This window comes from Nonomuraea sp. NPDC050556 (assembly GCF_044457355.1).
Lineage (GTDB): Bacteria > Actinomycetota > Actinomycetes > Streptosporangiales > Streptosporangiaceae > Nonomuraea.
This window is the reverse complement of record NZ_JBITGU010000008.1, coordinates 141,813-154,997: the sequence shown is the minus strand read 5'-3', so window position 1 is coordinate 154,997 and position 13,185 is coordinate 141,813. Positions and strand designations below refer to the sequence as shown.

At 72.0% G+C, this 13,185-nt stretch carries 12 protein-coding genes; 9 read left to right on the top strand and 3 right to left on the bottom strand.

Annotation, left to right across the window (positions count from 1 at the left end; genetic code table 11):
* Positions 1–115 precede the first annotated feature (115 nt).
* Both ACIBG8_RS52910 and ACIBG8_RS52905 read left to right on the top strand, forming a co-directional pair.
* On the top strand, positions 116–1,819 hold the full coding sequence (locus ACIBG8_RS52910; RefSeq protein ID WP_397351026.1) for a DUF5107 domain-containing protein: 1,704 nt from the start codon (positions 116–118) through the stop codon (positions 1,817–1,819).
* Positions 1,820–1,828: 9 nt separating this feature from the next.
* Entirely contained in the window at positions 1,829–2,803 is a 975-nt protein-coding gene (locus ACIBG8_RS52905; RefSeq protein WP_397351025.1) for a helix-turn-helix domain-containing protein, read from the top strand.
* On the opposite strand, the gene ACIBG8_RS52900 is transcribed toward ACIBG8_RS52905, so the two are convergent.
* Positions 2,790–6,227, bottom strand: coding sequence for a S8 family peptidase (locus ACIBG8_RS52900; RefSeq protein WP_397351024.1), 3,438 nt, complete (start codon positions 6,225–6,227; stop codon positions 2,790–2,792). The two genes, ACIBG8_RS52905 and ACIBG8_RS52900, sit on opposite strands and share 14 nt — an antisense overlap.
* A gap of 140 nt (positions 6,228–6,367) precedes the next feature.
* On the opposite strand from ACIBG8_RS52900, the gene ACIBG8_RS52895 reads away from it, so the two are divergent.
* From ACIBG8_RS52895 to ACIBG8_RS52880, 4 genes are all read left to right on the top strand, one after another.
* Positions 6,368–7,333 (top strand): hypothetical protein, encoded by a 966-nt coding sequence (locus tag ACIBG8_RS52895; protein WP_397351023.1) that lies wholly within the window; start codon positions 6,368–6,370, stop codon positions 7,331–7,333.
* Positions 7,334–7,346: 13 nt separating this feature from the next.
* Positions 7,347–8,114 (top strand): helix-turn-helix transcriptional regulator, encoded by a 768-nt coding sequence (locus tag ACIBG8_RS52890; RefSeq protein WP_397351022.1) that lies wholly within the window; start codon positions 7,347–7,349, stop codon positions 8,112–8,114.
* Between the two features lie 68 nt (positions 8,115–8,182).
* Positions 8,183–8,914 (top strand): SDR family NAD(P)-dependent oxidoreductase, encoded by a 732-nt coding sequence (locus ACIBG8_RS52885; protein ID WP_397351021.1) that lies wholly within the window; start codon positions 8,183–8,185, stop codon positions 8,912–8,914.
* Positions 8,915–8,917: 3 nt separating this feature from the next.
* On the top strand, positions 8,918–9,178 hold the full coding sequence (locus tag ACIBG8_RS52880; protein WP_397351020.1) for a YciI family protein: 261 nt from the start codon (positions 8,918–8,920) through the stop codon (positions 9,176–9,178).
* Here ACIBG8_RS52880 and ACIBG8_RS52875 read toward each other — a convergent pair.
* The gene (locus ACIBG8_RS52875; protein WP_397351019.1) at positions 9,135–10,430 is read right to left on the bottom strand and encodes an oxygenase MpaB family protein; all 1,296 of its coding nucleotides are present in this window, start codon (positions 10,428–10,430) and stop codon (positions 9,135–9,137) included. The two genes, ACIBG8_RS52880 and ACIBG8_RS52875, sit on opposite strands and share 44 nt — an antisense overlap.
* Positions 10,431–10,490: 60 nt before the next feature.
* Between ACIBG8_RS52875 and ACIBG8_RS52870 the strand changes: the two genes are divergently transcribed.
* From ACIBG8_RS52870 to ACIBG8_RS52860, 3 genes are all read left to right on the top strand, one after another.
* The gene (locus tag ACIBG8_RS52870; RefSeq protein ID WP_397351018.1) at positions 10,491–10,832 is read left to right on the top strand and encodes a YciI family protein; all 342 of its coding nucleotides are present in this window, start codon (positions 10,491–10,493) and stop codon (positions 10,830–10,832) included.
* Positions 10,829–12,031 carry an RNA polymerase sigma factor gene (locus tag ACIBG8_RS52865; RefSeq protein WP_397351017.1) on the top strand — a complete coding sequence of 401 codons (1,203 nt, stop codon included), beginning with the start codon at positions 10,829–10,831 and terminating at the stop codon, positions 12,029–12,031. The genes ACIBG8_RS52870 and ACIBG8_RS52865 overlap by 4 nt, the downstream gene beginning before the upstream one ends.
* A gap of 76 nt (positions 12,032–12,107) precedes the next feature.
* Positions 12,108–12,650, top strand: coding sequence for a dihydrofolate reductase family protein (locus tag ACIBG8_RS52860; protein ID WP_397351015.1), 543 nt, complete (start codon positions 12,108–12,110; stop codon positions 12,648–12,650).
* 43 nt (positions 12,651–12,693) lie between these two features.
* Here ACIBG8_RS52860 and ACIBG8_RS52855 read toward each other — a convergent pair whose 3' ends face one another.
* Positions 12,694–13,104, bottom strand: a complete 411-nt coding sequence (locus ACIBG8_RS52855; protein WP_397351014.1) for a DUF4189 domain-containing protein — start codon at positions 13,102–13,104, stop codon at positions 12,694–12,696.
* Between the last annotated feature and the right edge of the window lie 81 nt (positions 13,105–13,185).

Sequence of the window (13,185 nt, the reverse complement as noted above, 5' to 3'; positions counted from 1 at the left end):
GTGCTCATAGGTGTCGTCAATGATCCGTTCTCGGACCGTTACCTGCAAATGGGCGTTGACAGCGTGCGTGATCGCCGTTTAGATCGCTTAAAACGTTCCACGCGAAGAGGCCCCGATGCACCTCACCATCGCCGACGCAGGACCGGTCAGCCCCCTTCCCATCCTGCGGCCCCCGGACGTGCCCATCCGCGACTTCGGGCACCCGCCCTCGCTCCTGCCGTACGGCAAGCGCGACTCCTACGGCCGCGACCCGGCCGAGCGCGAGGTGCCCTCCGTCACGCTGGAGAACGAGCGGCTGCGCGCGGTGTTCCTGCCCGGACTCGGCGGGCGGCTGTGGTCGCTGGCCGACCTGTCCACCGGGCGGGAGCTGCTGCACAGCAACCCGGTCATCCAGCCGGCCAACCTGGCGCTGCGCGACGCGTGGTTCGCGGGCGGCGTGGAGTGGAACCTCGGGACGACGGGGCACTGGGCGCTGACCTGCGACCCGCTGCACGCGGGCTGGGTGGAGGCGCCCTATCCGGTGCTGCGCATGTACGAGTACGAGCGGATGCGCGGGCTCGTGGTGCAGATCGACGCGGCGCTGCCGCCTGGCTCCCCCGCGCTGCTGGTGTCGGTGACGATCCGCAATCCGCGCGCGGAGACGGTGCCGGTGTACTGGTGGTCCAACATCGCGGTGCCGCAGACCCCCGGCTCCCGCGTCCTTGCGCCCGCCTCCCTCGCCGACCACTTCGACTACACCCAGCGGCTCACCACGATCCCCTTCTCAGGGGTCGCCCACCCGGGCACGTGGTCCAACGCGGCCGACTACTTCTTCCACGCCACAGCGCCCTGGATAGCGGCCGTGGACGAGGACGGGTACGGCCTGCTGCACACCTCGTCGCCGCGGTTGAAAGGGCGCAAGCTGTTCGGCTGGGGCGTCTCGCGGGGCGGCGAGCGGTGGCAGACGTGGTTGTCGGGGCCCGGCTCGCCGTACCTGGAGATCCAGGCGGGGCTGGCCCGCACCCAGATGGAGCACGTCCCGCTGCCCGGCCACACCACGTGGACGTGGACGGAGACCTACAGCCCGCTCACCCTGGGCGACTCCCTCGACCCCGGTCCAGCGCCGGACTGGGAGTTCACCGACCGCCCGCTCAGGGAGGTGATCCACACCGGCTCCGGGTGGGGCGCCCTGGAACGGCGGGCGGGCGCGCTGCCCGACTCCGCCGCCACACCTTTCGGCGACGACACGCTCGGCGAGGACCAGGCGCCCTGGCTCGGCCTGCTGGAAGGGGCCGCGCTGCCGGACGAGGCCCCCTGCGTGATCGGCCCGCGATGGCTGGACCTGCTGCGGACGGCGGGGAACGGCTACCACCTGGGCCTCAACCTGTGGGCGATCGGCGACCGGGCGGGCGCCGTGGAGGCCTGGTCGGCGGCCAAGGGCCCGCTGGTGCTGCGCGCGCTCGCGGAGGCACACCGCATCGACGGCGACCATCCCGCGGCGGCCGTCCTGCTCCTGGAGGCGCACGCGCTCGCCCCCGAGCTCCGCCCGCTCACCGTGGAAACCCTCTCCGCCCTGCTCGCCGCGGGCCGCGCCGCCGACGCCCTGGCCCTGCTCGACGACCTCTCCCCCGCCGACCGTGAACACGGCCGCGTCCGCCTGCTGGAGGCCCAGGCGGCGCTGGCCGCAGGGGACCGCGCCAGGACCGCCCGCATCCTGGACGACGGCCTCGTCGTGCCCGACCTGCGCGAGGGCGAGGACAGCCTGGACGCCCTGTGGTTCGCCTGCCACGGCGCGGACGCCGACCTGCCCGACGCGTACGACTTCCGGATGAGTCCCTAACATGCAGGGATGATGCTGAGTGCCGCAGGGCTGAGCCCGGAGGAGGAGGCCGCCTACCGGCTGCTCGTCAGGACCGCAGGGGCAGAACCGTCCGAGGTCGCGGGCGAGCTGGGGGTCGGCGCCGAGGAGGCCAGGCTGGCGCTGGGGTCGCTGCTGGCCAAGGGCCTGGCGCGAGCCGTACCAGGAGAGCAGGACAGGTTCGCTGCCGTCGCCCCGGACGTGGCCCTCGCCGCGCGGCTGCACCGGCGCCAGGAGGAGGTGGACCGGGCCAGGCAGGCCGTCGAGCAGCTCACGGCCGAGTATCTGGCGCACTCGCGGCGCCGCGAGGCGGCCCAGTTGGTCGAGGTGATCACCAGCAGGACGGCGCTGCGCGAGCAACTGCGCCTGCTGCAGGACAACGCCCGCCACGAGGTCGTCAGCCTCTGCCGCGCCGGGCACGTGGCGATGACCTCGCAGGAGAACACCGAGGAGCTGGCGGCGCTGCGCCGGGGGGTGGGCTACCGCGTCATCTACGAGCGGGCCCTGCTGGAGGAGCCCGGCATGCTGGTCAACCTCGCCGACGGCATCACGCTGGGCGAGCAGGCCCGCGCCCTGCCGTCCCTGCCGGTACGGATGATCGTCGCGGACGGTGAGCTCGGCGTGTTGCCGCTGGTCCAGCACACCGCCGGGCTGACCCAGCTCACCGCGGCGCTGATCCGGCCGAGCAGCCTGCTCGACGCGGTCAAGGCGCTGTTCGACAGCCTCTGGGAGCGGGCCACCCCCGTCGCGCTCACCGCGAAGGGCAGCCCGCTCGACTCCGACCACCTCTACGTGCTGTCGCTGCTGGTCGCCGGGGTGACGGACAAGTCGATCGCCACCCAGCTCAAGATCTCCCAGCGGACCGTCCAGCGCCGCATCACCCACCTGATGGAGCTGGCCGGCGCCCAGACCAGGATGCAGCTGGCCTGGCACGCCGCCCGGGAGAACTGGCTCAGTACGCCCTGATCACCGTCTGCCTGACCTGGTTGCCCGCCGAGTCCGTCGCGGTGACCCGCAGCGACGGGTGCGGGCGCAGCACGACGGCCGTGAACCGGCCGTGCCCGAGCGGGAGGACCGGCTGCCTGCGCCAGGTCTTCCCGTCGTCGTAGGACAGCTCCAGCCGGACCTCACTCGCCCGTACGACCAGGCCGAGCAGTCCGGGCCGCACGTCGTAGCCGATCTGCAGCAGCGGGACCTCCTTCTGCCCCTGCTTGGACCTGAACGTCCAGGCCGTCTCGGTCGCCGTCGCGGTGGTCCACTCCTCGGATTCGCGCTTGGTGGACAGCTCGATCCGGTACTCGGCGTCCTGCGGCACGGCGGGGAACGCGCCCCAGGCCTCCTCGCGCTCCTCGACGAGCTTGCCGTCCCTGAAGAACCTGGCCGAGGTGGTGTCGTTGTCGGCCCCGGCCCTGCTCAGGTGGCCGTCGGCGTCCACGAACTCGGGGATGCGGATGTCGAGGGTGTCGCCGGTGCGGGCCGGAGCCAGCCAGTCGGGTACGGCCGGCCGTACGACGGGCTTGTGCCAGGTCTCGGTGATCCGCTCGCCCGGCTGGTAGGTGCGCGGGCGCTCGGTGAGGCCGTCCTTCAGCTGGTTCATCTCGTCCCAGACGTACTGGTGGTTGACCAGGTGCTGCCAGGAGGTGCCGTTGGCGCTGACGTACTCCCTGCGCTGCTGCGGCGACCTGACGACGCGCTGGGTCTCCATCTGGTTGCCCAGGGCGTAACCCGCCCAGGGCCGCCAGCCGAACCGCTGCTCCTTGGCCCAGCCGAAGCCGCCCGCGTCCGCGTAGGTCGTCTCGATCCGTGCGGTGTTGCGGTCACTCACCTCGTGCACGATCGTCTCGGGAACCGCGCCCTCGGACACCTGCATGACGTCGTAGAGGTACGGCGAGGACATGGACCCGCTGACGTCCATCAGCGTCTGGCCCTTCCTGACCCGGTCGAGCAGCCGCTGCCCGTGGTCGTTGGCGATGAGCAGCACCGGGATGGGCAGCGACACGTTGCTCGGGTTCCACCCGCGGGCCAGGGCGTCGTCCGGGGTCATCACGATGATCGCGGCCGCCGCTCCCGCCTTGACCGCCGCCTGGGCCGCGTCCTCCCACGACTCGTCCGTGCTCACGACGACCTTGCCGCGCGCCCGGTCCATGGACTCGGTGAGCCGCCACAGGTGCCTGCCCTCCACGCCGGGCGAGCCGCCGAGGAAGCCCATCGGGAAGGTCTGGCCCGCCAGCCGCGCGGTGATCTTCGGGGCGACGAGCTGCCAGCGGGAGGCGAACTCGAACGTGCCGTCGGCGACCGGCTTGGTCGGCGAGACGTTGAGCCCCTCGACGACGTCGAAGTTCATCACGCCCTGGGAGATCTTGCGCGTCCCCACCTCGCGGTGGGTGAAGTAGGTGTAGATGCCCACCTGCTCGGCGGGCTCGCTCACCTTCACGGTGACCGGGCTGGTCTTGCGGTAGTCGATGACGACGTCCAGGTCGCGGTCGACCTTGAGCTCGGGGATCACCACCAGGCCGTCGCGCGGGTGCATCCTGCCCCAGCCGCTGGCCAGGTTGAGCGCCTGCGTCATGTAGGTGCCCTCGGACACCTCCACGGTCTTGCCCTCCTCCGGGATCCAGTCCCTGACGTCGTCCTGGCGGGAGGCGCCGTACATCGTCAGGGTGTCGGTGCCGGTCGGCTTGCCGGCCGCGTCGAGGGCGGTGAAGTGGACCTTGTGCTGGGGGCCCTTCCAGGTGAGGGCGAGCGTGGTGTGCACGGTCTCGGCGCCGGCCGTCGCGACGATCTGCCCGCCGTACCGGCCGTAGGGCAGTTTGGCCAGGTCGGCGCTGACCTTCACCTGGGCGGTGCCGCCCGCCGCGACGGTGACGCTCGGCTGGTCGAGCACGGCGCCCTGCATGGTGCTGCTGAGGGCGAGGGTGACCGGCGCCGCCGTGCCGTTGGTGTAGGTGATCGTGCCCCCGGCCGTGGTGTCCGTGCTGGACTTCTCGTGCTTGCCCAGGTCGAGGACGCCGGTGGCGGTCACGCCCTGCCGTACGGCACGCGCCACGTCGAGCCTGCCCGCTCCCGCGTCGTCGACGAGCTGCCCGGCCACGGTCTTGGCCGAGCCGACCAGGGCGTCCTTGATCTGCGCCGCCTTCCAGTCCGGGTGGCGCTGCTTGACGATCGCCGCGGCTCCCGCCACGTGCGGGGTGGCCATCGAGGTGCCGGACGCGGCCGTGTAGAGGTCGTCGACCGGCTGGCCCATGCTGGTCCCCGCCGCCCTGGCCGCGACGATGGCGACGCCGGGCGCGGTGAGGTCGGGCTTGGGCGCGTCGTCCAGGCGCGGGCCCCTGCTGGAGAAGGCGGCGAGGGCGTCCTTGGCGTCCACGGCGCCGACGGTCAGCGCGGAGGTGGCCGCTCCAGGGCTGCCGATGGAGTAGGCGTTGCCGTCGTTGCCCGCCGCGACGACGAACAGCGCGCCGGTGCTCCTGGTGAGGTTGTCCACGGCGAGGCTGAGGGGGTCGGTGCCGTCGGAGACGTCGCCGCCGAGGCTCATGTTGATCACCGAGGCGCCCTCTCCTGCCGCCCATTCCATGCCCTCGATGACGCCGGACAGCGTGCCCGTGCCGTCGTCGCCGAGCACCTTGCCGATGATCAGCTCTGCGCCGGGGGCGACGCCCTTCTTGCCGTTCCCGCCCGCGATGGTGGCGGCCACGTGGGTGCCGTGCCCGTGCGCGTCGTTCACGCCCGGGTCGCCGGTGAACACCTTGGTCTCCTTGACCCGGCCGGCGAGGTCGGGGTGGGTGGCGTCGATGCCGGTGTCCAGGACGGCGACCTTGACGCCCTTGCCGTCGAACCCGGCCTGCCACGCCTCGGGCGCGCCCACCTGCGGCACGCTGCGGTCCAGGGAGACCTTGACCTTGGCGTCCAGCCAGATCTTCGCGACGTCCTGGGCCATGGTCATCTGGCCGATCGTGCGCTTGTCCAGGGAGACGGCGCGCCCGTTGATGCTCTCGAGCTGGTTCGCCGCCTTGGCCGTCACGCCGTCGTAGAGGTACAGCAGCGGCAGCTTGTCCGTCGAGGCGTCGTCGTAGCCCTGCTCGATGAGGCCCGTGACGTTGAACAGGCGCGGGTCCAGCCGCTTGGCGGCCAGGTAGGGGACCATGTCCTTCGGCAGGACGGTCAGCTCGCCGTCCTCCTCGGTGGTGAGGAAGCCCATGCGGTCGCGGCCGGGGCCCGGCTTCACCTCGACGGCGCGCCTGCCGTCCGCCTCCCTGAGGGTCACGACGTCACCGGTGATGAGGGTGACGCGGGCGCCTGGGGCGGACTTCGCCGCCGCTGCGGCGGGTGAGGGGCTCAGCAGGGCGGCGGCGAGGACACCCGCCGCCGCCACACGTGCGGACCAGTGCATGGGGGACATGGTGACGAGGGTGGGTGATGACAGGTCCCTGCCGCCAGCACCAGGACCTGCCGTTTGTCCGCCATGTCACTTATGCGACATGAGTATGCGTACTCATGTGGCGTTCTGACGGCTTTCGTACGCTTTGACCCATGTTCTGGAAGATCGTCGCTCTCTTGCTCGCTTGTACGGCCCCCTGGGCCAGCGGGAACGACCGCTGGAAGCTGGTCGCGGGCGAGTCCTCGGTCACCTACGGGCAGGTCGTCGTCACCGGCGAGCGCGACGCGTGGGCCTTCGGCTGGGACGTCGTCGGCATCGGCGCCTGGATCCCGATGGCCGACGGCCCGCACCGCCCCACGGCCTTCCACTGGAACGGCGAGCGCTGGACGAAGAGCGCCTTTCCCGTCGAGCGCGGGGGCGTCGGTCCCGTCGCCGCTTCCGGCCCGTCGGACGTGTGGGCGCTCGCGGGCGACGCCGTACAGCACTGGGACGGCCGCGCCTGGACGACCGCGCTGAAGCTGCCCGGCATGACCACGAGCCTGGCCGTCGTCTCGGACCGGGACGTGTGGGTCTTCGGCGACCGCAGGGCCTGGCACTACGACGGCGCCACCTGGGCCGAGCGGCGGGTCCCCTTCACCGCCTTCCAGGTCAGCGCCCGCTCCGCCACCGACATCTGGGCCATAGGCACGTCCGGCGTGCACCACTTCGACGGCAGGACCTGGACCGGGATCGACCTGCCCCAGACTCCTGAGGACTCGCAGTTGACCGCCGTCACCGCCGACGCGTCCGGCGTGTGGATCACCGGAGACGCCGGGATGTCGTCGTTCCTGCTCTCCCAGACCGGCTCCGGGTGGCGTGTCGAGGACACCTCCGCGACGGCCGGCCGGATGACCCGCTCCATCCCGCCCGTCCCCGACGGCAGGGGCGGCCACTGGTTCATGGGCTCCACCGACGAGAACGGCTACGACTCCGCCCTCGCCCACCGCGACGCCTCTGGCCGCTGGACCAAGGTCCCCGCGGGCGGCGAGCTGACCTCGCTGTCCACGGTCCCCGGCGGCCCGCTCCTGGCCACGGGGGCGATCGGCAGGGCCTCGGGCGTCTTCCGCGGCCTCCCCTAGACTGGGTGGCCAGATGTCCACTCGCGAGCAGCTCCGCGCCTTCCTCCGCTCCAGGCGGGCCCGCCTCACGCCGTCGGACGTCGGCATGGCCGTGGCGGGCAGGCGCCGCACCCCCGGGTTGCGGCGCGAGGAGGTCGCCGTGCTGGCCGGGGTGGGCGTGTCCTGGTACACCTGGCTGGAGCAGGGCCGCGACATCAACGTCTCGCCCGAGGTGCTCGACGCGATCAGCGGGGCGCTGCGGCTGACCGAGCCGGAGCGCGAGCACCTCTACCTGCTGGCCGACCTCAACCCGCCGCTTCGCGGCGCGGCCCGCGACAGCGCGGTCACGCCCGAGCTGCGTCAGGTGCTCGACGCCTGGTCGCCGCGGCCCGCGCTGCTGCGCGACCAGTACTGGAACATCCTCGCGACCAACGACGCCGCCCAGGACGTCTTCGGCTTCGGCGACACCGACCGCAACTGCCTGATCTCCTTCTTCACCAACGCCCGCTACCGCGCCGTGCACCTCGCGTGGGAGTCGGTCGCGCCGGGCGTCGTCGCCGCCTTCCGCGCCGGTGCGGCCCGCGCTCCCGGCGACCCGGAGTTCGCCCGGGTGGTCGGCGACCTGAGCGCGGTCAGCCCCGAGTTCGCCGACCTGTGGGCGCGGCACGACGTCGCGGCCGAGGCCCACGTGGTCAAGGCGGTGCGCCACCCCGAGGCGGGCGAGCTGTACTTCGACATGACGCCCCTCGCCGTGGCCGACCACCCCGACTGGTACCTGGAGCTCTACAACCCGCGCCACTAAAGTGGTGGTGCGGGTCCCACGCTAGGTGCGCTCTGGTTGCCCCTCGCCCAGGTCGGCACGCTGGACCCATGACTGATTCCCGTTTTGACGGCAAGATCGCACTCGTCACCGGCGGTTCGAGCGGCATGGGCCTCGCGGTGGCGCGCAGGCTGCTCGCCGAGGGCGCCCAGGTGATCGTGACCGGCCGCGACAAGGCCAGGCTCGACGCCCTGGACGGCGTCCTCGCCGTCCCCGGCGACGTGTCCAACCTTTCCGACCTCGACACGCTGATGTCCACGATTTCCGAGCGGTACGGCAGGCTGGACGTGGTGTTCGCCAACGCCGGGGTGGCGGCGTTCGGCCCGCTCGGCGAGACCGGCGAGGCGGAGTTCGACCGCGTGATGGACATCAACGTCAAGGGCGTGTTCTTCACCCTGCAGAAGGCGCTCCCGCTGCTGTCCGACGGCGCGGCGATCGTGATCAACGCGTCGTGGACGCTGCACCGCGGCATGCCGGGCGCGTCGCTCTACGCGGCCACCAAGGCGGCCGTGCACAGCCTGGCGCGCACGCTCGCCGCCGACCTGGCGGCCCGGCGGATCAGGGTCAACTCCGTGAGCCCCGGATACATCGAGACCCCGATGTTCCACGACCACGTCTCCGCCGAGGCCGAGGCAGCCGTCATCGCCGCGACGGCCGCCGCCAGGATCGGCACAGCGGAGGACGTCGCGGGCGCTGTCGCTTTCCTGGCCTCCGCCGAGGCCTCGTACGTCAACGGCCAGGACCTCGTCATCGACGGCGGGCTGGTCGCCGCTACGGTGTGAGGCATGTGGATCATCGAGTTGACCTTCACGGCGAACGACGAGCGCCTGGCGGCGCGCCCGGCGCACCGCCGCCTCCTCGAACAGCTGCACGGCGAGGGCGTCGTGCGCCTGGCCGGGCCGCTGGCCGACGACTCAGGAGCCGTCATCGTCCTGGACGTCGCCGACCGGGACGCCGTGGACCGGCTCATCGCCGCCGACCCCTACTTCACCACCCCGGGCGTCAGCGTTGCGAAGATCCGGCAGTGGGAGCCGTTCCTGTCATGACGCCGGCGTCGTGGTAGCCGCCGGAGTTGGTCACGTAGGCCGAGGTCGGCAGCAGGGCGAGGAACGTCTCGGCGAGCGCCTCGTTCGCCTTGATCCGCGCCTCCCAGGCCGGTGGGAACGACCGGGCCAGCTGGTGCTCCTCCCCCGCGGCGAGCGCCGCCAGCGGCAGGAGCGCCTGCGCCGGGCTGGCCGGGACCCCGAAGAAGTCGGCGATGCGGTCGCCGTTGACGTGGCGGAACGACGCCCGGATGGTCTCGCGGCTGACGGTCGGCAGGATGCCGTTCAGGGAGAACAGGTCGGCCGCGCCCGCCACGGTCTGGGTGACCAGCGCCTTGGAGTTCGCGTCCGGCGCCCGGTTGGTGGCGTCGACGAGGGCGAGGAGCCGCCGCGCCGCCTGGTGGTCGGTGATGCCGAGGTAGAACCCGGGGTCGATGCCCAGCAGGTGGCCGATGTACCACCACGTGCGGTAGAGGTCGGCGACCTCGTCGGCCGTGCAGTCGTAGCCGAGCTTGCCGAGCGCCGCGTAGGAGATCGGCAGGAAGTCGAGCCAGGTGCGGGCCAGGTCGACCTGCCCGAGCGGGTGTCCAAGCGCGCCGACGTTCCAGCCCCGCGCCAGCGTCCTGGCCCGCGCCTGGGCGTGGAGCATCCGCACCTGCAACGTGGCGACGTACCCCTTGCCCCCGCGCCGCAGGGCGCCGGGCTGCATGCAGCGCAGCAGCCAGTCCGTGGTCTCCACCAGGCGCCGCTTGGTGGAGTTGATCAGCTCGCCGGTGCCCACGAGGACCCCGGCGATCGCCGGTGAGCTGTAGGTGTGGGTCAGCGCCGCCAGCGAGAGGGTCACGGCGTGGGCGGGCAGCGGGATGGACATGAAGGTCCGCGAGCCGCCGGTGAAGGTGCGCGGGGTGACCCACGGCGGGACCGTCTCCGCCGAGCGCAGGAACGCGGCGATCGCGGGCGGCGGGTCGGTCAGCGACGCCAGGCCGTACGCGATGCCGCGCTGGAGCAGCCGGTGTCCGTCCTCGCCGAGTCCGGGCAGCTCGGCGACGACCGCGTCGGCGAGCGGGTCGCCGACGTGCAACATGCGCCCGACGAACCTGCCCCGCTCGCCGTACAGCCGGACGATCTCCTCGCCGTCACCCCGTGCGGCCGGCCAGGTCGTCGCCAGGGCCGTCGCCTGGCCCAGGCCAATGCAGCCCAGTCCGGCGAACAGCGCCGCGCGCCTGGTGATGGTGCTCATCTTGATCAAGGACACCGATGGGTCATACCCGGTGATCGCAGTAATGTTGCTCTCGAATCCGGCATGGGAGGGTCAGTGAAGTACCTGCTGTTGATCTGCGACGACGAGTCCCTCCCGCTCGGCCCGCAGGAGATCGGCCGGCAGGCCGAGCACGTCTCCTGGCTGGAGTACATGGAGGCCAACGGCGTGCGGCTGCTCGGCGGCGAACGGCTGCGCCCCTCGGACGCCGCCACGAGCGTGCGCAGGCGCGACGGCGAGGTCCTGATCAGCGACGGGCCGTTCGTGGAGACCAAGGAGCAGGTCGGCGGCTACGCGCTCATCGAGTGCGCCGACCTCGACACCGCGCTCGAAGTGGCCGCCAGGCACCCGTTCTCCAGCCATGGGGTGATCGAGGTGCGGCCGGTCTGGGACCCGTGACCGACCAGGCCCTCGCCGAGGCCTTCCAGCGGGAATGGGGGCAGATCGTGGCCACCCTGATCCGCCTGACCGGCGACTGGGACCTGGCGGAGGAGTGCGCGCAGGACGCCTTCGCCATCGCGCTGGAACGCTGGCCGCGCGACGGCGTCCCCGACCGGCCGGGCGCCTGGCTGACCACGACCGCGCGCAACCGCGCCACCGACCTGCTGCGCCGGCGGGCCGTCGGCGCGGCGAAGCTGCGCGAGCTGGCGGTGACGGCCCGCTCCTCCCCTGTTGTGGAAGAGCCCGACGTCAGCAACGTGGACGACGACCGGCTGCGGCTGATCTTCACCTGCTGCCACCCGGCGCTGGCGCTGGAGGCGCGGGTCGCGCTGACGCTGCGGTCGCTGGCCGGGCTGACCACGCCGGAGATCGCGCGCGCGTTCCTGGTGCCTGAGCCGACGATGGCCCAGCGCCTCGTCCGGGCCAAACGCAAGATCCGCGACGCCGGGATCCCGTTCCGCGTGCCGCCCGCGGCCAAGCTCCCCGAGCGCACCAACGCCGTGCTGGGCGTGCTCTACCTGCTGTTCAACGAGGGGTACAGCGACCTGACCCGGCGCAGGCTGACCGACGAGGCCATCCGCCTGGCGCGGCTGCTGGTCCAGCTCATGCCCGGCGACGGCGAGGTCGCGGGGCTGCTGGCGCTGATGTTGCTGCACGACGCGCGCCGGGACGCGCGCCTGGACTCGGGCGACCTGGTGCCCCTGGAGGAGCAGGACCGCAGCCGCTGGGACCGCGCCGAGATCGCCGAGGGGGTGGCCCTGCTGGAGGCGGCGCTGCGGCTCCGCCAGGCTGGGCCGTACCAGATCCAGGCCGCCATCGTCGCCTGTCACGCCGAGGCCGGGACGGCAGAGGACACCGACTGGGCCCAGATCGCTGGGCTGTACGGCAAGCTGGCCGAGCTGGTGCCCTCGCCCGTGGTGGAGCTGAACCGGGCGGTCGCCGTCGCCATGGCCGACGGTCCTGCTGCCGGGCTCGCGCTCGTCGACCGGCTCGCCGGTTCGCTGCCCGGCTACCACCTGCTGCCCGCGACCCGCGCCGACCTGCTGCGACGGCAGGGACGGCACGACGAGGCCGCCGTCGCGTACCGCGAGGCGCTGGAGCTGGCCACGACGGACAGCGAGCGCCGCTTCCTCCGCCGGCGCCTGTCGGAAAACTAGTTCTCCGGCGGCTGTCGATTAGCGCTTTCTCGTTCGTCGGTGGGTCACGTTGAACCCACTCACTTCAGGAGAAGCCATGCGCAAGCTCATCGCCGCCATGAAGACCTCGGTGGACGGCAAGATCGAGGGACCGGAGGGATACGCCGACTGGGTCGACGCCTGGTCGGAGGACTACGGCCTCACGCCGCGGATCGACGCGTGCGTGGTCGGCGGGAGGATGTACCCCGGCTACGAGCACTACTGGACCACCCTCGACCAGGGGCAGCCGACTCCCGCCGAGCGGGAGTGGTCGGACGTCGCCGCCCGGCTCCCCCACTACGTGGTCTCCAGCACCCTCACCGAGACTGCGTGGCCGAACACCACTATCCTGCCCGGCCTCGACGCCGTGGCCGAACTCAAGCAGCAGCCCGGCAAGGACATCTACCTGATGGGCGGCGCGGCCCTGACGGCGGGCGCCATCGAGGCCGACCTGCTGGACGAGCTCCACCTGATCGTCTACCCGCTCGTGGCCGGCGAGGGCAAGCCCCTCTTCTCCACCGCGAAGCGCCACACCCTGGAGCTCCAGGACGTCCGGCAACTCCCCGGCGGCCTGGTGAACCTCGTCTACACCTTGAGGTAGCACGTCGGGGGCCATCTGCGAAGGGATGGCCCCCACCTCGTGGCTAGCGGTATCGATCAGTGCACTGGTAGGCCACCCAGCGGCCGCCGCCCGCGTTGGCGATGGCGTTCCGCTTCGCCCTGGCAGGCGTGCTGCCCCTGCCGCCCCAGTACATGTTCGTGTCGGCGTTGTAGGCGACGGCGCCGCACCCGTTGACGAACGTGGTGAGGACCTTGCAGCTGGAGCGCCCGCAGGACCTCAACGCCCGCTTCCTGGCGGACGCGGCGGTTCTGTAGTTCCAGGACCGGCCGATGCTGCCGTCCCGGGCCACGGCGATGGCACCGTAGTAATAGTAGTAACTCGCTTCACTCTTCCCGGCAGTGGCCGCAGCTGCTGCGGGGGACGCCGTGGCCAGCACCCCGCCCGCCATGAAGGCGCAGGCGGCGATGGCAATGAGCTTCTTGCCTAACTGCATGGTTTGTCTTCCCCTTCGAGCCGCCGCATCGGCGGCGGCGTTTGCGCTGACGGGGACAGTCTTCTGGATCTCGCTTGCAGA

Coding starts and splice junctions, on each gene's coding strand:
- ACIBG8_RS52910 (WP_397351026.1), top strand. CDS start 116: ATGCACCTCACCATCGCCGACGCAGGACCGGTCAGCCCCCTTCCCATC.
- ACIBG8_RS52905 (WP_397351025.1), top strand. CDS start 1,829: ATGATGCTGAGTGCCGCAGGGCTGAGCCCGGAGGAGGAGGCCGCCTAC.
- ACIBG8_RS52900 (WP_397351024.1), bottom strand. CDS start 6,227: ATGCACTGGTCCGCACGTGTGGCGGCGGCGGGTGTCCTCGCCGCCGCC.
- ACIBG8_RS52895 (WP_397351023.1), top strand. CDS start 6,368: ATGTTCTGGAAGATCGTCGCTCTCTTGCTCGCTTGTACGGCCCCCTGG.
- ACIBG8_RS52890 (WP_397351022.1), top strand. CDS start 7,347: ATGTCCACTCGCGAGCAGCTCCGCGCCTTCCTCCGCTCCAGGCGGGCC.
- ACIBG8_RS52885 (WP_397351021.1), top strand. CDS start 8,183: ATGACTGATTCCCGTTTTGACGGCAAGATCGCACTCGTCACCGGCGGT.
- ACIBG8_RS52880 (WP_397351020.1), top strand. CDS start 8,918: ATGTGGATCATCGAGTTGACCTTCACGGCGAACGACGAGCGCCTGGCG.
- ACIBG8_RS52860 (WP_397351015.1), top strand. CDS start 12,108: ATGCGCAAGCTCATCGCCGCCATGAAGACCTCGGTGGACGGCAAGATC.
- ACIBG8_RS52855 (WP_397351014.1), bottom strand. CDS start 13,104: ATGCAGTTAGGCAAGAAGCTCATTGCCATCGCCGCCTGCGCCTTCATG.